This window comes from Arthrobacter sp. StoSoilA2 (genome assembly GCF_019977195.1).
Classification (GTDB): Bacteria; Actinomycetota; Actinomycetes; order Actinomycetales; family Micrococcaceae; genus Arthrobacter.
Genome location: NZ_AP024643.1, coordinates 2,348,380 through 2,368,487, shown reverse-complemented (window position 1 = coordinate 2,368,487; position 20,108 = coordinate 2,348,380). Strand labels below are relative to the sequence as shown.

Genomic DNA, 20,108 nt, shown 5'->3' with positions numbered 1-20,108 from the left:
CAGATGCGGAGAGTCAAATTTCAGATACCGCGCGTCTGGTTATGAAGAGCTTCGACGCTGACCGACTTACAACGTAGTGAGGAATTTCCCGTGCAGTTTCACCATCACGGTTATGTATCCGGGGACCCCCGGATACAGCCGGCAGCAGGAGTCGGCATCAACAGGCCAGTTGAACTGCCGAACGAGGTCGACGTGCTGATCGTCGGCACCGGGCCCGCCGGCATGCTCGCGGCCGCTCAACTGTCCCAATTCCCAGGCGTCACCACGCGCATCGTGGAGCGCCGTCCGGGGAGGCTCGCCATCGGCCAGGCCGACGGCATTCAGACCCGCACAGTAGAGACGTTCCAGGCCTTCGGATTCGCCGAGCGGATCATCGCCGAGGCATATCGGATCACCGAGACGGCATTCTGGAAGCCCGATCCCGCGGACCCCTCGCGCATCATTCGCGTTGCCCGTACCCCGGATGACCCCTCCGACATCAGCGAATTCCCCCACCTGGTCGTTAACCAGGCGCGCGTGCTGGACTACTTCGCCGAGTTCATGGCCAATTCGCCTACACGGATGTCCCCCGACTATGGCTTTGAGTTTCGTTCCCTGAGCGTCACGGAGGAGGGAGAATATCCCGTTACGGTGACCCTGGCCCACACCTCCGGCCCCCACGAAGGGCAGGAACGCATCGTCCAAGCCAAATACGTTATCGGCGCCGACGGCGCACGCAGCAAGGTCCGCGAGTCCATCGGCTGTACCCTCGCCGGAGACCAAGCCAATCACGCCTGGGGCGTCATGGATGTCATGGCAGTCACGGACTTTCCAGATGTTCGTCTCAAGTGCGCCATCCAGTCAGGAACCGGCGGCAGCATCCTGCTGATCCCGCGCGAAGGCGGCCACCTGTTCCGAATGTATGTTGACCTCGGCGAGGTTGAGCCCAACAACAACGGCGCTGTGCGTCGCACCTCCATCGATGAAATCGTCAACAAGGCCAACGAGATCCTCCACCCCTACACCCTGGATGTCCGTGACATCGCCTGGCACAGCGTCTACGAGGTCGGCCACCGGCTCACGGACAGGTTCGACGACGTCCTGCCGGAGGATCGCGGCACACGGACCCCACGGGTGTTCATCACTGGCGACGCCTGCCACACCCACAGCGCCAAGGCCGGCCAAGGCATGAACGTTTCGATGCAGGACGGCTTCAACGTCGCCTGGAAGCTCGGCCACGTTCTCGAGGGCCGCAGCCCCGAGTCTCTGCTGTCTACCTACTCCGAAGAGCGGCAGGTGGTGGCCAAGAACCTCATCGACTTCGACAAGGAATGGTCCACCCTCATGGCAAAAAAGCCCGAGGAGTTCGAAGACCCTTCAGAGCTTGAGGACTTCTACGTCCGCACCGCCGAATTCCCTGCCGGTTTCATGACCGAATACGCTCCCTCAATGTTGGTAGCCGCCCCCGAACACCAGCACCTTGCAACCGGCTTCCCCATCGGCAAGCGCTTCAAGTCCGAGCCCGTTGTGCGGGTGGGTGACAGCAACCCGATTCACCTCGGCCATCACGCAACTGCGGACGGTCGCTGGCGCATCTATGTTTTCGCCGACCACGCGACACCCCAAAACCCGAAAGCGGGAACCGCCTCACCGGCCGAAGAATTCGCCGAGTGGATCGCCAATTCACCCGAATCGCCGCTCGCCGCCACTCCGGAAGGTGCCGACGCGGACGCGTGGTTCGATCTGAAGGTGATCTACCAGCAGGACCACATGAGCGTCGACATCAACCACGTTCCCGCAGTGTTCAAACCACAAGTCGGACCTTTCCAGCTCACGGACTACGAGAAGGTCTACGCCACGGATCCCGCCTCGGACATCTTCGAGCTGCGTGGCGTGGACCGCGGCGGCGTCGTAGTGGTGGTCCGCCCCGACCAGTACGTGGCAAACGTCCTTCCACTCACGGCAACAGCAGAACTGGGCGCCTTCTTTGCACCCCTGCTGCCGAACAAGAAGTCAGGGCAACTTCCATCCGCTGCGCTGCCCGACGCGCCCACCCCGACCGACGTCCACATCAGCAACGCTCGTAACGACGATCTCACCTTCTCAAAATGACCGGTACGCATCAGATTCGCCACCGGTAATCGTGAATTGACAGTGGATTCCCAACTGAAAGAAATCCTAGGACGCGGACCAGATGTTCAATCCTTCCGCCCCAGACCCGCCCTATTTCTGGCGTCATTGCCGTTGGCAATGATTGTCGGTTGGGGGCTAGACGCTGAGGCGGGCTCGCGACCACCAGGATGTCCCATAGTCCGTTCGGCTTACTGTACTTAACAGGCGTTCGATGAGGGATCCTTCACCGGACACCATGCTCATGGTTTGTCGACCTAGTTATTTGACGACGGGATGATGGAGGCCAGCAGGGCCATTGAGGAAGACAGGTCCGAAGTGTTGATCCCTCAGGCACCATCCTTGCCGAGGTGACCATGCGGGGCCTGATCAAGCACGGTAACCGGCTTCAGGTAGTGGGTGACCCCTTCGCTTCCATCACACGTGGCGATTGCTCTGGTGGCACGATCCGCTCTCGAGCCAACACGCGCAGCAATGACAAACCGCCAGAAGATGGACCCGGCGGACCTTGTCGCCACGGCGCGCAGGGTCCATAATTCAAACGTTCTGTACAACCGCAAACGTTCCAAGGAGGAGCAATGCGCGGATTCCACTGTGTAGATCCCTCGCACGAGAGGATCGAGTTCACCGGCGCGGATGACGAAGAGCTGTTCCAAAACATCAAGGCGCACACCACCGAGGCCCATCCTCAGCTCACTGACAGCCAGGTCAGGGAGATGATGGCAGGCGAGGCGTGGTGGAAGGAAATGGCAACATCTGGGAACAACGCTGGATCGTCACCGTCCGCCTACGACAAGTAACGCAACCGGCCTCTAAGGCTCCCAGCCCGCCCACCCCGAACGCCTAAGCGTACGATTTTTTGCCGTTTGTGCGGCTCCCCAAAGAGCCACGCCAAGGGACTCCAGCAGCGGGCCCCTACCGCCTCGGACGAGTGAATCAGCCAGCATGTACGGGCTACTTCAGCTAAACAGATATCCATTATCGGCAAAGAGTCCGTCGAATGAATCTATTCTCAAATCACAGCAGTCCCGCTTGATCCGAAGATCAAGCGGGACTGCTGTGTCAGGATTCAAACTACTTGGCCGGTGGGATCAAACACGACACTGCGCCCGGACCTGTCGAGAACGCTCCCAAGAACAAACGACTCATAAGCGGCAACAGGGCCAGGACATCTCTGCCTGTCCACCCAACAGCTTCTGCCTCGACGATGAAGTCCCTCGTACTCGGACAGCAGGACAGGTGACGAGGCGCGCGTCGTCACCAAGAGCGGAACGGCTCAAGGGTGAAGTTACGTGCAGTTGTCGAAGGCCGACATATGAGCTGATACCGGCCCTGGCCCGGACGACCTGAAGGATCGGCGGCCCGGCGTGGCCGCCCGCTGTCAGGTCTCCAATGATCCTGTCCCCCTACTTCGACATCGCACATAGCCTCACGTGTGGACGGTCTTCGCCCAATCTGACTTTGCCAGCCGCATACGCAAACAGGCAGCGCGCCGATAGACCTTAACGACCATACCCGTTAAACGGGGTAGCCCGGGCAGCCCCGGAATCTTGCTAATCGGTCGGCGGGACGGAGCTTCCGAGGCGCAGTTGGTCGATCTCGAACTCTTCAAGACTCATGTCGTCCATAGACACACCGGCGGCCTGCATCGCAGGCCCCCACTTCTCCATGCCACGATCGCAAGCCTCTCGGGTCTCCCAAGCGTCGATAGCCCAGATCGCTCCGCCCTGATAGCCGTCAACATAAAACAGCTCGCCATCCAGCAATTTCCCGCCGGTGGCCTGATCTCGCATCGCCCGGTACCGGTCCTTGTCGAGTGATTGGCTTCTCGTCACCTGAACAAACATGGCAACCTCCATTATTCGAGCCGCTGCCTACCTATGGCGATTTAGACGTTATAGCCCCTACGACCTTCGAACAAGAGCACCAGATTACGGAACCCTTAAGCTGCGGATTCACGGACAAACGAAGCAATCCCTGGCCAACTTCTACAGTCCGCCACCCAACCCGCCCGGGTTGATTCCCCACGCACAGCCAGGAAGATAGGTATCGGACATTGCCGACGCACGTTGAGCCCCGTGATGTCGTCATTGCAGGTGCGCGTAGACCGCAAACGCACCACCCTCAGGGCAGTGAGCTTGCCCTACAAAGCGCACACTCATTGCCATGCCGTCGAATCATGTAGCCGTCACCCGATGACACCATGAATGTGTGAACGCACAGGCAGGAATCCCGGACACGACCACCCTAAAAGGATTCCAAAAACTTCTTCTTAGTCATGCAGTAGAGCACGAAAGTCGGCATGAACCGGTATGCAAACAGTTAGCCTCGGCCAGCAGCGCACGATGCCGGTCCCCCTCACGGACTAGTCATGTCGCTCCGGCCACTCAGGACCATGAAGAAGTGAAAAAGCAAGAACTGCCCAAGCCGGCACAAGGGAGGCATCGGCACAGAACGGCTAGCCACAACTAAACGCACCAAACGAGTCTGGTCCGAACACCCTGCGCAGCGTCTGGACACTGTCCACACGCCAAACGCCCCAACAACCGCCCTGGCCTGGGGGAAAACGCGTGCCCGAGGTGGGACTCGAACGGGATTCCATGGCCTTGTTATTGCTGGGAAGTCGGGAAAACATGCGGGATCCGGGCCAGTCCGGCGGTTGCACGAGCCAGTCCGAGGTGAAAAGTGTGGACATTGTCCAAATCCTGTTCTTGCTTATACGGCTACCCTGCAGGGCGAATTCCCGAGACCCACTGAGAATGTCGCTTGGCCACTCCTTGCCCTGGACCTAGGTCAGCACCGGATCCGGGCTGATCACACAGTACGGTGTCTGCTCGCTATCTTTGACTTGGAGTTCCAGAGGCCTGCCCAACATGCCCTACAGCTCAATGGAGTTGGCCAAGTAAGCGGTCTACCGCAGATCCGCACACTCAGGTTCCCAGTGGATAGACAATGTACGCTGCAGACCAGATCTCTTAGGTCAGCGATCCTCCGCCTGCGAGTTGAATGAACAGAAGGGCCCCGATGAACGGCCCGACATTGGGGACCTGCATCTCGGCCAGGACGGCACCGCGGCCTTATAAGCCCGGCGTGATGTCCCTTGGCTGGATCGTCACCACCTGGAACAGGCCGGTTTCCTCGCTGGCGTCTGCCCCGGCCATGCCAACGTCGGCGACGGGCGTGTACGTCACCAGCAACCCGCTCGGCTGCAACGATCAAGTCCAATCACCGAAGGGTTAAAGACCCGCCCGCTCAACTGCAGTCAGTCGAGTAGCGCTACGCCGAACTCAGCGACGACGGCCCGCAATTCCCTGAGGTAGTGCTGCGCCTGGTCGGTAAGCGGAATCGCGGCGTGGCCGACCCAGCCGATCTCGATGCGTTCGTCAACGTCGAGCGGGATGGCGACGATCTCCGGGTCGAGCTGCCCGCTGATGATGCCCGTCGAGATCGTGTAGCCGTGGAGCCCGATCATGAGGTTGAAGATCGTGGCACGGTCAGAGACCCGGATCTCCTGCTTGCTGGACATGGTGGAGAGAATCTCCTCGGCGAAGTAAAAGGAGTTGTTCGCACCTTGATCGAAGGTTAGCCGCGGCAAGCCGGCGAGATCATCGAGAGTCGCACGCTCTTTTGAGGCGAGCGGGTTGTTCCGTGAAATGAAAATGTGCGGATCCGCGAGGAAAAGCGGAGTGAACCCGAGCCCGGATTCCCGGAGCAGCTTGTCGATGACCTTCCGGTTGAAATCGTTCCGGTAGAGGATGCCTATCTCGCTGCGGAGCGTCCGGACATCCTCGATGATGTCCCAGGTGCGGGACTCACGCAGCGAGAACTCGTATTCGGCCACATCAGTGGCCTTGACCATCCGGACGAAGGCGTCCACCGCGAACGAGTAGTGCTGCGTCGACACCCCGAGCAGACGTCGCCGCGGTGGCCTGCCAAGGTAGCGCTGCTCGAGGAGAGCGAACTGCTCGACGACCTGCCTCGCGTAGCCGAGGAACTCTGCCCCGTCGGCGGTTAGGGTGACCCCGCGGGCGGAGCGAACCAGGAGCTCACGGCCCACCCGGGCCTCAAGATCCTTCATCGCTGCGGACATTGTGGGCTGCGCTACGTAGAGAAGATCGGCAGCCGCGGAGATCGACCCCTCAGCTGCAACTTCTATGAAATAGCGCAGCTGCTGCAGGGTCAATCCGCTCGAAATCTGGGGCATAGGAAAATTCTATATGAACGCATAGTAACCACGAGTTACTTGATACCCCACGGAAGGCTGCACCATGGATACATCACCTTCTGAAAGGCCGTCTCCGGCCCATCAACGGATTGGCAGCACATGGCAGACGACTTCACCTTCAGCATCACCACCACCCCCTTCGACGAGGACTACTCCCCGTCGGAAGGCTCACGGATTACGACGAATTTCGCCAACCTGGCACGGGGCGAGCACCGCCAGGAGAACCTCCGCAACGCCTTGACCATGATTCGGCGCCGCTTCAACGATCTCGCAAGCTGGGACAACCCGGACCGGGACCGTTACACGCTCGAGCTTGAGATCGTCTCTGTGCAGATAGAGTTCACTGCAGACGGTACGGATCAGCAGTTCCCGCTGTTCGAGGTTCTCGACATCCAGATCATCGACCAGCTGAACGGGGTCCGCCACCAAGGGATCGTTGGGAACAACTTCTCCTCCTACGTCCGTGACTTCGACTTCAGCATCGTACTGCCAGCGGCAGCAGGGAACTCAGGCAAGCCCACCGTTCCCGGGGACTTCGGCGATCTTCACGGCAAACTGTTCCAACAATTCCTCGATTCCCCGGCATGCCAGGAACGCTTCCCACAGCCGCCAGTGGTCTGCATCAGCGTCTCCACGACCAAGACGTACCGGCGAACGGAGAACCGTCACCCGGTTCTGGGCGTCGAGTACCAGCAGGACGAATTCTCGCTGACGGACGCGTACTTCGCAAAGATGGGGCTGCAGGTCCGCTACTTCATGCCACGCGGTAGCGTCGCGCCGCTCGCCTTCTATTTCCGCGGCGACCTGCTCAACGACTACTCCAACCTGCAGCTCATTGGCACGATCAGCACCATGGAGACGTTCCAGAAGATCTACCGCCCGGAGATCTACAACGCGAACTCCGCCGCCGCCCACGTCTACCAGCCGAGCCTGGGAGAGCAGGATTACTCGCGGACCCAGATCGCTTACGACCGCGTAGAACGCAGTCAGCTCGCGGTAAAGCAGGCGAAGTACACGGAGGAACACTTCATCACGCCCCACAAGGACCTGTTGGACCAGTGGACCGCCAAATACCCCGCTCTCGTCAACTGACCCACGGAGAATCGTCAATCATGAACACACTTTTGCCCACCACCGTTGTCGGAAGCCTGCCCAAACCTTCGTGGCTCGCTCAGCCTGAGACTCTTTGGTCCCCGTGGAAACTGGAGGGAGATGCGCTGCTCGAGGGCAAGCAGGATGCTCTGCGCATCGCCATCCACGAGCAGAGCCGACGCGGCATCGACATCGTCAGCGACGGCGAGCAAACCCGCCAGCACTTCGTCACCACCTTCATCGAGCATCTCAGCGGGGTCGACTTTGAACAGCGCAAGACCGTGCGCATCCGCGATCGCTACGACGCCAGTGTGCCGACCGTCGTCGGAGCGGTGCGCCGCGAGCAGCCGGTATTCGTCGAAGACGCAAAGTTCCTCCGCGCAACCACCGACCGGCCGATCAAATGGACTCTTCCCGGCCCAATGACGATGGTGGACACGCTCTACGATGACCACTACAAGAGCCGCGAGAAGCTGGCCTGGGAGTTCGCCACGATCCTGAACCAGGAGGCGAAAGAACTAGAGGCGGCCGGCGTGGACATCATCCAGTTCGACGAGCCCGCGTTCAATGTCTTCCTCGATGAGGTCAAGGACTGGGGCGTGGCTGCGCTTGAGAGAGCGGCAGAAGGACTGCGCGCGGAGACCGCCGTGCATATCTGCTACGGCTACGGCATCAAGGCGAATACTGACTGGAAGGCGACGCTCGGCTCACAGTGGCGGCAGTACGAGGAAACGTTCCCGCTGTTGCAGAGCTCCAGTATCGACATCATCTCGCTGGAATCCCAGAACTCCCACGTGCCCATGGACCTCATCGAGCTCCTCCGCGGCAAGAAAGTCATGCTCGGGGCAATCGACGTCGCAAGCGAGACCATCGAGACCCCGGAGGACGTCGCCGACACCCTCCGCAAGGCCCTGCAGTTCGTCGATGCGGACAAGCTCATCGCCAGCTCCAACTGCGGCATGGCACCGTTCCCCCGGGACGTCGCACTGGCCAAGCTGAGTGCTCTCAGCGCAGGGACGAACATCATTCGCGAGGAACTCGCCCGCTCCGCCCCCAGGGTGTCGTAACGATGTTTCACGCCTATCCCACCGACACGTGGCTCGGGGCTCCGAAGCAAACCTTCCCGTCCTCCCTCTCCGCCGACGAATTCAAAGCACTGTTCCGTGGCCACCCAGGAGGTGTCGCCGTCATCACGGCGGATGCCGGCGAAGGACCGGTGGCACTGACGGTATCGTCAGTCGTGTCAGTAAGTGCGGAACCTCCGTTGCTGATTTTCTCGGTCTCGGCACTGTCCTCTGCGTCCGAGGTGCTTTCGCGCGCCGAAACCGTCGTCGTGCACCTACTGGACGCGCACGACGTCGACTTGGCCAAGTTTGGAGCGACCCCGGGGGCCAACCGCTTTGACCAGACGCACCGCTGGTCGCCCCTTGCCACCGGCGAAGCGGTGTATGACGATGTCCGCGCCTGGGTGCGGTGCGCCGTGATCAATCGCATGGAGGTGGGGACCTCCACAATCATCGCCGTTCACGCCCTGGAGTCGCGCGTGATGCGTGACGTCCACCCGGGCGAACCGGGCGACGCTCTGGTCTACCACAACCGTTCATGGCACCGTCTGGGCGAGCATTCCAAGCTTGAAGGCTGAGCGCCGCGCCAGCAATGCGAGGCGGCAAGCCGAACGGCTCACGACGGCGGGAGGATAACTCCCGCCGTCGTCCTCGTTAACATCGCTCATGGGAAGTGACGGAAACATGCGGAATCCGGGCCAGTCCGATGGCTGTACGAGATAGTCCGAGACACCGAGAAACGAGGCCTTGACACGTTCCTGCCCACCCGTAAGGCGGGCAGGAACACCGGCACAGCCGCCCCTGCAGATTGCATGTTGCGTGGCACCGCGCAGCCCGCCGGATCGATGAAGTATCCAACACAGTGACTACACCGCCGCGCGGGCTGCGAACCGCGATCTCATGACCAACCTCAACCGGGCCACGCCACGTGACTAATCACCAGACCAGCACGAGTGGCCCCATGATTGAACGATGTCCAAACAAGCGTCGACTCGCATAGCGAAGTCGGTTCCAAGCCGAAATTGTGCCGAACCCGGGAAAACCTTCAAACTGAAGCGACTCCAGAAGTGCCTAGGTTCACGGCGTGCTGTGAATCCAATCCACGGGATAGCCGAGTTCCTCGAGCGTGAGGAGTATCGGCTCCAGGCCAAACGCATAGATCGTCCAGTCGAGGTAATGCTTGCATCGGACGGCGATGCAATCGCCCATCATCAAACCCGGAGCCCTGAAGATCTTGGTGACCTCGGACCGCTCGACGCGCCATGGTCCCATAAACCGGCCGAACCCTAAACGGGCACGGAACTCCAGTCGTTCCGGCGTTGCCACGAGCTCGATAAAAGGGCTACGTAAGCCGAGAGTTCCTGATTGTTGAAGCCGATGACGACACGGAACGGTTCCACGGGTTCGCCAGCCTCCGGGACAGTATTCATGGCCTTGAGGCTGTAGAACCTTCTGCCGGCTTGGAAGGGACGGCAGCGGTAGGCACCCGATCAACGCCGGGGTAATCGCTTGGCCAACACATGTGGCCCACGTTCCAGCGTTGGCCAACAACATTGACTTGCGTAAACCCGGGGTCGGGAAAGGAGCATCTACGACGGACCCTGACAGAACCTTGGAACCGGAACAGCGTTGACGGGCAGCCCTTCAGGGCAATCCAACCATGGCCACCGCGCCAACGTACCGCGAACGTCGCTGGCAGAACAGCTTCCGGAGACGGCCAGGGGAGCACAACACCCCGGGCGGCGATGCGGCCCGGGGTGTTGTTTCATGAACGGCCGTCTCAGGACGCTTACTCAAATGTTGCGGTTCCGAGCGCAGGTCGCCGCGACCGACGTCTGATGTGTCATCCGCGGTTTGCGATGGCAGCAAGTTAGGGACGGATTGCTGGGTCGAAGAGAATGACGGTTTCTCCCGGCCCGACCCTTCGCATGTTTGGCAGTGCTGTCTTTTGCCCGGTACGGCAGTCAATTCCCGTGCCGGTTGCAGGACATTTGTACTCGAAGGTTTGGTCCTTGGTGGTGTTCATTGCGATGTGGTAGCCGGCGTAGGAGAGCCGGTAGAAGGGCGCCCGGCCCGATTCGATGGCTTCCACGCCCAGTGTGGTGGCTCCAAGCTTCGGATCCATTCCCTCCGGTGTGCGGGCGATCGGAAGCTCGTCGCCGGCGTAGGCCTGGTGAAGGGCAGGGCCGGGAGGGGCGAACCCGCCGGGACGGAGTCCGTTCCCGTCGCTGTCGTTGATGGTGTAGTCCCAGCAGACCCAGTCTTGGATAGTGAACGTGCCAACAGGTGTTGCGGACCCGAATTCCACCTCGCAACGGACCGTGGCGCTTCGCTCGGTGTCCGGTCGCAACAGGTGGACCCGGGACCAGCGGTTCACGGCTTGCCGTGCCCGCCAGTAGAGGGAGGCGTACAGAACTTCGTCGCCGCGCTTGATTGCGATCACTCCGGTGGTTGGGTCGGCGAAGGCGAAGTCGGGGCGCCCCCAGCCGGCGGGGAGTCGTTCGCTGCTGGGGGCCGCGGCTTGGAAAGCTGGGAGGTCATGCATGATGAACCGCGAAGCCGTGAGTCCGATTCTTGCCGAGGTATCGGTGTGCAGGAGGGCCAGGGCAGGCCCAAGTTGTCCGTCCTGGATCATTTGCTGGGCCCAGCCGACGAGTTTGGGGCTTGGGAACGCCGCAGTTGCCTGGAGCGGGGTTACGTCCTTGTCAGTAGGAGTTACATAGACCACTTCCCCGGGGTAGTGCTCGTTGCGCCAGCCTACGATGGATTCAAGGCGCATCACGCGGTGGCCTTCCTCATCGAAGCCCTCGTGCCTGAACCATCCCCGGTTGAGGAAGAGCTGCTCCACCCGGGCCCGCAGCTTTTCATCGTCGCGTTTGATGGCGCCGGTGGTCACGGCCTCGTACATCCCCACGAGCAAGTCCGCGGTGATCTCGCCGTAGCCCCCGACGTAGCCCAGCTCGCGACTGAGGCCCTGCTCGCTGTAGATGTAGTACTGCTTTCCCAGCTTCCATTTCTTGCTGCCGTCGGCGTTTTCTCCGCTGGACAGGGGAAGCAGTCCAACGGCCTCGTAGATCCATTCACGCGCGCGTTCCTCCGGCCATGCGTCGGCCGGGGAAAGCAGCTCCAGTCCCTTATTGCAGAGGTATACGCCCAGGCTGGTGAACTGGACCTGGTTGGTGTAGTGCCGCTGGTTTTGCCGCCAGTACTCGCGGCTGGCGAGGAGCATCTCGCGGTACGCGTCGCGTCGCAGCGGAAGAGTGCCGGACGTGGGAGGCGTACCGTTGACCAGCTCAAGGGTGACGTCATCGAACCATGCTGTTCCGGTTCCCTCAAGGCGCAGGTCGATGCGGATGCGGGCCGCACCGGCGGGTGTGGGCAGTTCCGCGGTGATTTGCTCCCAGTCGTGGGTGCCGGCGGTTGCAAAGAACTTTCGGTCACTTTGCACCACTGCGCCGGCAGAATTGTAGAAAAGGATGTTCAGGTAGGCCCCCGGCGCTGTTGCAGCTGCGGTCTTACACCAGGCGGAGATGCGGTAGGTTCCGTTGCCGACAAGGGGTCGGCTGTTACCGGCGAGGGTGACGCCCACGACGCTGCCGGTTGAGCCGCTCGGGTTGGCCGTTACTTTCAGGGAACTCTTGCCGGAGCGTGCAACGGCGGGGTCCGCGACGGCGGAGCCGCTCCCCCTCCAGGTGGTGACGGTCCAGCCTGCCGTGCCTGCTTCGAATCCGGGGTTCGGAACCAAGGTGCTCCCTGGCGTGACCTGCTGGTCCAGCAGTGGCCGGAGGTTTTCCCACAAGGTATCCAGGGCCAGTGCTACCCGTCCGAATCCGAGCCATTGCTGGCCGGACGCGGTAAGTACGGCGTTGTTGGCTTTCCAAGCCATGTAGGTGGCGTCAATTGCTTCACAGATCTTGGTGAGTGCCAGTGGAGAGTTGTAGGCCGGGCTTTCTTTCCACTGGTATCCATGGGCGAGTGTCATCCATGCCCAGGGATCGAGCGAGGCTGGTGGTTTGGCGTAAAACAGGGCGTTTTGGTCTGTCAGCACCCGGTCGCGGACACGTTGGATGGCGGCCTCTGAATCATCCGGCCGTGCACCGCGCTGAGACGGCGTTCCGAACGGGTCGTCGGTGGCCGGGGCGAAGTAGGGATCGGTGTGTGAGTAGGCGGCGTAGATGGGTCGTGACGGGCTGGTCATGGGCTTGTAGAAGCTTGTTTCGTCCCCGTAGGCCCAGATTCGTCCGAGGGAACGGATCTGGACTTCCAGCTCTGTTTGGCCGCTGGTGAGCTTTTCGGGAAGTGGAATGGTGTGGAGGTAGAACATCCCGGCTGTCCTTGGTGCCAGGCTCATCTGGTCCAGGCCATCCACAGGACCCTGGTCCAGCCACCCGACAGACTTGCCGTCGATGAAGAGCTGAAGGCGCCATTCCTGCTCCTGCGCGGCGAAGTCCTCGCCCCAGAATTTAAGCGACAGGTATGTGGTTGCCTTGGGGTCCACCTTGATGCGGAAACGAATGGTGCCACCCCAGGACCCTGCCGGTTCGGTGGGGCTGAGGATCCTGGCCGGTTGGGACAGGGCACCGGTCAGAGTGGATGAGAGGGTGCCGGCCACACCGTGGGCCGTTTCCGAGGCGGCGTCGCCGAATGCGAGGCGGTCCAGGGGCCCGGACCCTGCTGGGGCAGCTTGGGCTGCTGTGGCATCGGTCAAAGTCCAGATGGCAGCTGATGCCAGGGCCGCGGAGGCGGCCTGCACGAAGGTACGGCGGGATAGTTCAGTCATTTGGGCTCCTTTGGCCGGTGAGAGGCACGTCAGACTGCGCCGGGCAGTGAGGCACAGGCTCTGATGTGGTGCCGATTCAAGAGGGCGTCAGTGGAAAGAGACACCGACGATTGGTGGTGAGCCATCCAGGTGGCTTGGTCCCGGGGTGCCGGGACCAGGCCACGGTGGATTCGAGGCTGCGGGGTTTCAGAAGAGCGGTACTTGGGAGGGATCGGTGAAGTACTGTGGCGGGTGCGTGAAGGTGGTGTTTTCGAGGGTGGGGTAGCTCTTCATCAGCAAGAGGTCGCTGTCGGTGTTGGCGAACGTGCTGTTGAGAACGGTGACGTTTGATGCGATCTTCCAGACGCCGCCGCGCTTGTTGCCGGTGATTTTCGATTCGCTGATGATGACATCGCGTGGCGCGTTTGCAGTGTCTTCGGTGTACTGGTTTGGGTTGCTGAATATTTCCGCAATGAACCACAGTGCGGTTTTACCTGAGCCGGTGATGTCGAACTTGTGGAAGAGGATCTTGTCGTCGTTGGCTCCGTCCGCCTGGACTCCATTGACCGTGGAGTTGCGGATTTGGGCTCGTTGGACGATCACGTTGGACGTTGAGGTGTACTTGGCCCCCTTGCCGCGGACCGGGTTCGACATGTCCACATCCGACTGCAGGATGTTGTTGTCGAAGAGCCAGTACACGTTGTGATACAGCCCGTTGGCGGACCCGTTCTGGTGGATATTCGCGTTGGACATGATGATGTTGCTCGAACGCTTCATGTGTACGCCGTGAACGGTGAAGTCTTTGACGGTGATGTTTTGAAGGGCGATCCGGCTGTGCCGCGAGGCGACCGGGTCCACCCCTTCCAGGAGGACGCCATGGGCGAGGTTTGCCGAGCCTCGGTCCCCTTTGAGGGTGAGGTCCTTGACGACCACGTCGGAAAGGATCCGCTGGGTGGTTCCGATGGCCGTGCCAGTGCCTTCGTACTGGATGACGGTGTAGTCACGGCCGGCACCGACAAGGGTGATGAGGTTTTTCAGGTTGATGCGTGTTCCGACGGTGTAGACACCCTCGGTGAGCCTGACTACGCCTCCACCCTGTGCTGCGAGTGAGTCGATTGCTGCCTGAATTGAACCTCCGGGGGCCACAGTGAGTTCGTTGGCGAGGTTCTGTTGCGGGTACTGGACATGGTTGAACTGATTGGACCATTTCTCGGTGATCAGAGTGTTCACTGTGGGTTCCAGCTCGACCGTTTCGACTTTGGCTGCTGGAGACGCCGGGGGCGTTTGGGCGGTCTCAAGTGCCGGGACATTGACCTCGAACCTGTCGGTCAGCTTGATCGGCCCGTTGGTGACCGTGACATCGAGTTTTACGGTGGCGTCGCCCACGGCTTTCTGAGGGCGGGTGACCTTCCCGTCATCGCTAATGACGTCTGAGTCCCAGGATGACCACGCGACCGCTTCAGGAGAAAGCGCCCGGCTGGTCAGCGGCAGGTCTGCCGTGGCTGTTTTGTTCGTCTCCAGGAGCGCTTGGGCCGAGGCCAGGTCCCTTTGGGCCTGCTTGACGTCAGAGATCTCCTTCGGGTCCGTCAGCACAGTAGTCAGAACCAGGTGGGGTCGCTGGTCTCCGATCCCTCCTTCGTCGGAGAAGAATGACAGTACCTTGCCCGGGTCTACCTGATCTGCGGTTACGCGCAGGCTGAGCTTCCCATCTCCGGCGCGCTCTGAGAGGGCAGCTTGCCCTACTTGGGCCGAATACTTGGCTGTGCCGTGGCTTACCTGGACCGATGCGCTTGTCCCGGCGATGTCGGTAGCGGGCAGTTTGGTGGCTCCGGTCATTTCGAATTGGGGCTGCTCGGCCCGCTCCCGGGTCGGCACCCAGGTGTCATTATTGACGAACCCCGTGGTCAGGGTCGTCGGACCTGCCGCCGCCGGGTCCTTCAGGGTCATCTCCAGTCGCGCGTCCTTCAACGTGCCCGGAATGTTCGATTTCACATCAAAGCGCAGATAGGAAGCCCGCGATTCAGGGCTGTCGGGAGTGCCCCCATTGGCAACTTCCAAGGTGGGAAGCCAATGGCTGGGGACAGTGGTTGTGCCGTGGACGTCGGTGTCGATGACGGGATAAATGACTTGGGTTACTTCCAACGCCGGTCCGCCGGCTGAACCGTCGGCCGCAGCCGGTACCGTGCTGGCCGTGAGCGCGGAGGCAACGACGACAACCAGCAGGCTTCCGAGCGGAAGTGCTTTCGATGATGGGACCATCTCTTTCCTCACTGAAAGGTGGTGGCGACAATGTCACCGGTGGTGAGCGCAGTGGATCCGGAGGGCGCTGCAAATCTGCCGAACGCTGGATTCGTTGAGTGGTGAGGGCTTTTCGGTACTACTTCTAGGCCGGTCGGGCCGCCTAGGTGATATCGATTTCACCACGGGTTATTCGCTCTGACAAGTGGTTTGGGCGTATTTGATGAATCAATTTTCGTGCCGTCATCAAGGGGCCCAGGATGCGTCCCTATTGACGGCACGACGGACTGGCAGGACTACTTCCAAAGCCACTGATGGAAGTGTTCCTGCCAATCTGCCGTTATTTATTTGATGGACGGGTGCATTCAGGACAAATCGGTGGAATCAAGGGTTGGAATCCAGATGCGCATAGTGGAGCTCCCCCGTTCAGCCCAGGAGTGATAGGGCACCAGGGGCACCTGGTTGGTTGCTGTTGCGCCCGGCTCCTCGTTGTGTGCGATAGTCGGCCAGGGCCGGTCGGCAGGGTTCTGGCGCCGTTTCAGGGTGACCAGGAGGCTGTCTCCGTCTTGGTGGATTCCTTCCTTGGTATCGACCATTGCTTGGTCGAGTTCCCAGCCCTCGGGCAGGTCGACTGATTCAAGCGCGAACACTTCGGGGCCTCGTTCGATGGCCACACAGCCTCGGACGGCATCGATCCGGTGGTCGGGCCAGGAAAACCGCGGGCTCATGGGCAGGTCCAGCACGATCCGCTGCCCGGGCGTGAACACCTGGGTGACGGTCGCGGTGCCCGTTTCCACCTGCTGCGGCCCGGATCCGGAATCAATGGTTGCCCCTTGAGCCCATGCCGGGACGCGGAACTGGATGGACGTGGGGGCTTCCGGTGCTTCTACCACTGCAACGATGACGCGCCCCGAATACGGGTAGGTGGTCTCCACGTCCACTTGCAGGGTTCCACCCGCCAGTTCTGCCTGGATTCGCGCCGCGGCGTATTGGTGGAGCTGAACACCGGTGGGATCCGAGGTTGCGAGATAGCTGCCGAGGCTGGCCAGCGTTCTGGCAACGTTCGGCGGGCAGCAGGAGACTTCGAACCAAGCCTCGCGCCCGCTGGAGCCGCCGCGGATGCACACACCATCCTCGTTCAGCGGCGCTTCTCCGGCAACCGAGCGCTGATGGAGGGTGTTGGCGTAGAAGAATGATCGGCCGTCTGCAGAGGGCGAGGTTGCCACGACGTTGTACAGCGTCCGCTCGATCAGGTCCGCGTACTGAGGTTCGCCGGTCGCCAGCAACAGGCGCCAGCTGAACATGATGGAGGCGACGCCTGCGCAGGTTTCGCAGTAGGAGCGGTCAGGGGGGAGAACGAAGTCCTCGCCGTAGGCCTCGTCCATGTGGTGCGAACCCATTCCGCCGGTGATGTAGGTCCTGCGGGCGACGGTGTTGTGCCATTGGAGCTTCAGGGCTTCGAGCAGTTCGGTGTCTTGGGTTTCGACGGCGACATCCACGGCTCCGGCGGCCAGGTAGAGTGCCCGCACGGCATGTCCGCGCAACACGGTGGCCGCCCGTACCGGGATATCGTCCTGCCAGTAGGCGCGCCCGAATTCAAACAAGGGCAGGGTTCCTGTGCCGCGCCGGTCGATGAACAATTCGGCCTGTTCGAGGTACTTGGTCTCGCCGGTCACCCGGTAGAGCTCCACCAGGGCCACTTCGATTTCGGCGTGGCCGCATACCTTGTTCAGTCCTTCGGGGCCGAACATGACGCATACGTGGTCTGCGAGTTTGCGTGCCACGTCGAGGAGTGTTGTGGCGCCGGTGGCGCGGTGGTTGGCAACTGCGGCCTGGATGAGATGGCCGAAGCAGTACAGCTCGTGGCCCCATTTGAAGTCAGAGTAGCGAGGTTGCTGCCAGGGCCGGCCAAAAAGGGTGTGGAGGTAGCCGTCGGGGTCTTGGGCTGCGTCCAGTTTGCCGATGAAGGTGTCCAGGATGTCATCGAGCCCGGAGGTACCGGCCCGGGCGTGTTCCCAGGACATTGCTTCGATGAGTTTGTAGATTTCGGAGTCCGCGAACTCGCGGCCCCGGTGTTCAAAGGACTCGGTGGTGGCCGCCTTTTCGAGGTTGCCCAGCCATCCGAGTCGGGTTACCCAGGAGAGCCCGTGGGGAATGATCGCCTCCCGGTTGAGTTCCTGCCGGTCACCCCAGAATCCCTTTGAGAGGGTGACGGCGTGGAGGGGCAGTGGCGAGAGGGTGCCACGGGAGGGGGCAACCGGGAGTGCTTCATGGGATGTCTGGGCTGTGTGCAACGGTGACCTCCGTGGTCGTTGATGTGCTGGGCAGTGGATGGTTCGAAGGTGGTGCGAGATTGCTTAGGGCATTTCGGCGGCGAGCCGTTTTACGCCGTGCACCGGATCGTGAGGGGCAACCCGGATGTCGTGGATTCCCCATTCAGCCAGTGCCGCGCGGAACGCTTCCTGGAAGCGGGTTGAATTCCTGCCGAGCCCCCCTCCGAGGATGACGGGACCGGTCATCTCCAGCTGGGTCAGCGTCTGGAAGGTGATGCGGGCCAGGTCCTGCGCTGCTTGGTTGATGATGCGCTGGCTTGGTTGGTGTCCTTGGTCGGCGGTGGCGGCGACGAGTTGTCCGCGCTGTGCCCAGTACCTCCGCCCGGTGCCGGGGGAATGAAAGAGTGCGATGAGCTGGCTGGGTTGGTCAATCCCACAGGCTTCCAGGAGCGCGAGGCCCAGCGCGTCGGGGGCGATGTTTCGGTTCATGAGATCAAGGCTGTGCCGGACTGCTTCCCGGCCAAGCCAGTAGCCGCTGCCTTCGTCTCCCAGAAGGTAGCCCCACCCTCCGGCACGCGCTTCATCGCATTGGCTGTTTCGTCCCCAGGCGGCCGACCCCGTTCCAGCGATGACGGCCACTCCGGTGTCGACCCCGCCGGCGGCCAGCAGGAGACGCGAGTCGTGAACGATGGCGATTTTTGCTTCAGGAACGAACGGTTGAATCAATTGCCTAAGTTCTTCGGCGTCCTCGGCCGTGTCGATTCCGCCTGCCCCTACATACACCCGTTCAATGGGCCCCTGGCCTAGGTGGTGGAACAGTTGTGCAAGGTTGGATTGGGCGGTTTCCCGGCTGACGTTCTGGACATTGGCGCTTCCGGCGATGTATTCCAAGGCCTGTTTTCCGTTTTCGAAACGCAGCCCGTGTGTTTTTGTCCCTCCGATATCAAGGCCGATCATGACTGGAAGGTGCCTGTTGTGTGCGGGCGTGGTTTCCCACACGGTCGTCCCCGGCGCTTGTGTATCTGGCATGGCAGTCCTTGAGCGGTTATCGGTGGCTGGGTTGGCTGGTTGTTGTGGCGTTGACATTGGTGGCGAGGGTTGTCACGAAGGCAGTTACGGTTTCGTTGGTCTGCAGGGTTACGCCGTGCTCCGTTGCCCCGATGAAGGCACTCTGGCCTCGGTGCAGGTGCAGCGATTGGCTCGTTGATGCCACGGTTCCTTGGCCGTCAACGACCAGCACAATGGCAGGGCTTCCTGGTGGCAGTTCGATATGTCGGTTGTCGGCATCCAGCTCAATTTGCTGGAGCTGGAACTCGTTGAAGGGTGGTTCCCAGACACGGCGGCCTGGTTCGGTCATCGAGGAGTTGAGGCGTGGCACGGGAAGTGGGGTGAAGTCGACGGTACGCATCAGCTCAGGGATGTCGACGTGTTTGCCGGTGAGGCCGCCGCGGAGCACGTTGTCGGAGGAGGCCATGACTTCGATGCCCAGGCCGTGAAGGTAGGCATGGATGTTTCCGGCCGGCAGGAAAATAGCATCGCCCGGTTTCAGGGCAACATGGTTGAGCATCAGTGAGATGAGCACTCCAGGGTCCCCCGGGTAAAGCCGGCTCAACTCACGTGCCGTTGACAGTGCATCCCCGAAGGGGTGGTGCGCCGGCTGGTCGTGGTCCAGCAGCTCCGCAAGGCTGTTGACGGCCTCTGTGACGGCAGGCCCGCCCGTGAGCAACTGGCCGAACGCTGCTTCTATTGCGGCGGTGTCGCTGCGGCCGTTGAGGGTGAGGGTTCGGTGCAGCTCACCAAACAGCGGCACAGACGATGATTCGCAGCTCGAGGACTCGGCAGCCAGAAAGGAAAAGATGCTGGCAGCCTCGGACACGGAACGGAATCCACACAATGCCTCGAAGTCGGTCAGGGCGACGATCATTTCCGGTTTGTGGTTTGAATCCTTGAAGTTTCGATGTGGGGCATCGCGGGGTATGCCCCGTGCATCCTCCTCTGCGAAGCCGTGCGCTGCTTGGTTTCGCGTGGGGTGGACTTGAAGTGAGAGGGCCGATTCTGCGGCCAGCACTTTCATGAGGAAAGGCAGTTGATCACCGAAACTTTGCCGGGAGGCCTCACCCAGGAGCTGTGGGTTGCCGAGGATGAGCTCATCCAGCCGGCTGTCATGATCGTCCGAAAGGGCAATCGAAGCGGCGCCGGGATGTGCGCCCAGCCACATCTCGGCCTCGGGCTGGCCTGATTTCTCATGGCCGAGGTAGTCCGCCATGAGCGTGGTTGATCCCCACTTGTAATTGCGGATGGTGTTCTTGAGACGATGCATGATGGGAGTTCTCGATTTTCTGGAGCCG

15 protein-coding genes are annotated in these 20,108 nt (G+C 61.2%); 6 read left to right on the top strand and 9 right to left on the bottom strand.

Features of this window, described 5'->3' with window-relative positions; all coding sequences use genetic code 11:
• The first annotated feature begins 90 nt into the window (after positions 1 to 90).
• Both LDN82_RS10750 and LDN82_RS10745 read left to right on the top strand, forming a co-directional pair.
• A complete protein-coding gene (locus LDN82_RS10750; protein WP_224167369.1) occupies positions 91 to 2,091 on the top strand; it encodes an FAD-binding monooxygenase in 2,001 nt (666 codons plus the stop codon).
• A 596-nt stretch (positions 2,092 to 2,687) separates the two neighbouring features.
• Complete coding sequence (locus LDN82_RS10745) at positions 2,688 to 2,909, top strand: hypothetical protein (RefSeq protein WP_224167368.1); 222 nt, start codon at positions 2,688 to 2,690, stop codon at positions 2,907 to 2,909.
• 753 nt (positions 2,910 to 3,662) lie between these two features.
• Here the strand turns inward: LDN82_RS10745 and LDN82_RS10740 are convergent.
• Complete coding sequence (locus LDN82_RS10740; protein WP_224167367.1) at positions 3,663 to 3,956, bottom strand: hypothetical protein; 294 nt, start codon at positions 3,954 to 3,956, stop codon at positions 3,663 to 3,665.
• A gap of 1,177 nt (positions 3,957 to 5,133) precedes the next feature.
• Between LDN82_RS10740 and LDN82_RS10735 the strand changes: the two genes are divergently transcribed.
• Positions 5,134 to 5,349 carry a hypothetical protein gene (locus tag LDN82_RS10735; RefSeq protein WP_224167366.1) on the top strand — a complete coding sequence of 72 codons (216 nt, stop codon included), beginning with the start codon at positions 5,134 to 5,136 and terminating at the stop codon, positions 5,347 to 5,349.
• A 22-nt stretch (positions 5,350 to 5,371) separates the two neighbouring features.
• Here the strand turns inward: LDN82_RS10735 and LDN82_RS10730 are convergent, their stop codons facing one another.
• The gene (locus LDN82_RS10730) at positions 5,372 to 6,313 is read right to left on the bottom strand and encodes a LysR family transcriptional regulator (RefSeq protein ID WP_224089986.1); all 942 of its coding nucleotides are present in this window, start codon (positions 6,311 to 6,313) and stop codon (positions 5,372 to 5,374) included.
• 120 nt (positions 6,314 to 6,433) lie between these two features.
• Here LDN82_RS10730 and LDN82_RS10725 point away from each other — a divergent pair, with 120 nt between their 5' ends.
• From LDN82_RS10725 to LDN82_RS10715, 3 genes are read left to right on the top strand one after another with little or no spacing between them, the layout of a single operon-like run.
• Positions 6,434 to 7,426, top strand: coding sequence for a DUF1852 domain-containing protein (locus LDN82_RS10725; RefSeq protein ID WP_224167365.1), 993 nt, complete (start codon positions 6,434 to 6,436; stop codon positions 7,424 to 7,426).
• 20 nt (positions 7,427 to 7,446) lie between these two features.
• A complete protein-coding gene (locus tag LDN82_RS10720) occupies positions 7,447 to 8,493 on the top strand; it encodes a methionine synthase (protein ID WP_224167364.1) in 1,047 nt (348 codons plus the stop codon).
• 2 nt (positions 8,494 to 8,495) lie between these two features.
• Positions 8,496 to 9,068, top strand: coding sequence for a flavin reductase family protein (locus tag LDN82_RS10715; protein WP_224167363.1), 573 nt, complete (start codon positions 8,496 to 8,498; stop codon positions 9,066 to 9,068).
• A gap of 499 nt (positions 9,069 to 9,567) precedes the next feature.
• Here LDN82_RS10715 and LDN82_RS10710 read toward each other — a convergent pair whose 3' ends face one another.
• The 7 genes from LDN82_RS10710 to manA form a co-directional block, all read right to left on the bottom strand.
• A complete protein-coding gene (locus LDN82_RS10710; RefSeq protein ID WP_224167362.1) occupies positions 9,568 to 9,762 on the bottom strand; it encodes a hypothetical protein in 195 nt (64 codons plus the stop codon).
• Between the two features lie 14 nt (positions 9,763 to 9,776).
• Positions 9,777 to 9,920 carry a hypothetical protein gene (locus tag LDN82_RS10705; protein WP_224089980.1) on the bottom strand — a complete coding sequence of 48 codons (144 nt, stop codon included), beginning with the start codon at positions 9,918 to 9,920 and terminating at the stop codon, positions 9,777 to 9,779.
• A gap of 440 nt (positions 9,921 to 10,360) precedes the next feature.
• The gene (locus LDN82_RS10700; protein WP_224089979.1) at positions 10,361 to 13,270 is read right to left on the bottom strand and encodes a carbohydrate binding domain-containing protein; all 2,910 of its coding nucleotides are present in this window, start codon (positions 13,268 to 13,270) and stop codon (positions 10,361 to 10,363) included.
• A 186-nt stretch (positions 13,271 to 13,456) separates the two neighbouring features.
• The gene (locus LDN82_RS10695; RefSeq protein WP_224167361.1) at positions 13,457 to 15,508 is read right to left on the bottom strand and encodes an immunoglobulin-like domain-containing protein; all 2,052 of its coding nucleotides are present in this window, start codon (positions 15,506 to 15,508) and stop codon (positions 13,457 to 13,459) included.
• A 344-nt stretch (positions 15,509 to 15,852) separates the two neighbouring features.
• Positions 15,853 to 17,781: a beta-L-arabinofuranosidase domain-containing protein gene (locus tag LDN82_RS10690; RefSeq protein WP_224089977.1), complete on the bottom strand. Its 1,929-nt coding sequence runs from the start codon at positions 17,779 to 17,781 to the stop codon at positions 15,853 to 15,855.
• Positions 17,782 to 17,844: 63 nt separating this feature from the next.
• The gene (locus LDN82_RS10685; protein ID WP_224089976.1) at positions 17,845 to 18,789 is read right to left on the bottom strand and encodes a BadF/BadG/BcrA/BcrD ATPase family protein; all 945 of its coding nucleotides are present in this window, start codon (positions 18,787 to 18,789) and stop codon (positions 17,845 to 17,847) included.
• Positions 18,790 to 18,805: 16 nt separating this feature from the next.
• Positions 18,806 to 20,080: a mannose-6-phosphate isomerase, class I gene (gene manA, locus LDN82_RS10680; RefSeq protein WP_224167360.1), complete on the bottom strand. Its 1,275-nt coding sequence runs from the start codon at positions 20,078 to 20,080 to the stop codon at positions 18,806 to 18,808.
• Positions 20,081 to 20,108 lie beyond the last annotated feature (28 nt).

Coding starts and splice junctions, on each gene's coding strand:
- LDN82_RS10745 (WP_224167368.1), top strand. CDS start 2,688: ATGCGCGGATTCCACTGTGTAGATCCCTCGCACGAGAGGATCGAGTTC.
- LDN82_RS10740 (WP_224167367.1), bottom strand. CDS start 3,956: ATGTTTGTTCAGGTGACGAGAAGCCAATCACTCGACAAGGACCGGTAC.
- LDN82_RS10735 (WP_224167366.1), top strand. CDS start 5,134: ATGAACGGCCCGACATTGGGGACCTGCATCTCGGCCAGGACGGCACCG.
- LDN82_RS10730 (WP_224089986.1), bottom strand. CDS start 6,313: ATGCCCCAGATTTCGAGCGGATTGACCCTGCAGCAGCTGCGCTATTTC.
- LDN82_RS10725 (WP_224167365.1), top strand. CDS start 6,434: ATGGCAGACGACTTCACCTTCAGCATCACCACCACCCCCTTCGACGAG.
- LDN82_RS10720 (WP_224167364.1), top strand. CDS start 7,447: ATGAACACACTTTTGCCCACCACCGTTGTCGGAAGCCTGCCCAAACCT.
- LDN82_RS10715 (WP_224167363.1), top strand. CDS start 8,496: ATGTTTCACGCCTATCCCACCGACACGTGGCTCGGGGCTCCGAAGCAA.
- LDN82_RS10710 (WP_224167362.1), bottom strand. CDS start 9,762: ATGGGACCATGGCGCGTCGAGCGGTCCGAGGTCACCAAGATCTTCAGG.
- LDN82_RS10705 (WP_224089980.1), bottom strand. CDS start 9,920: ATGAATACTGTCCCGGAGGCTGGCGAACCCGTGGAACCGTTCCGTGTC.
- LDN82_RS10700 (WP_224089979.1), bottom strand. CDS start 13,270: ATGACTGAACTATCCCGCCGTACCTTCGTGCAGGCCGCCTCCGCGGCC.
- LDN82_RS10695 (WP_224167361.1), bottom strand. CDS start 15,508: ATGGTCCCATCATCGAAAGCACTTCCGCTCGGAAGCCTGCTGGTTGTC.
- LDN82_RS10685 (WP_224089976.1), bottom strand. CDS start 18,789: ATGCCAGATACACAAGCGCCGGGGACGACCGTGTGGGAAACCACGCCC.
- manA (WP_224167360.1), bottom strand. CDS start 20,080: ATGCATCGTCTCAAGAACACCATCCGCAATTACAAGTGGGGATCAACC.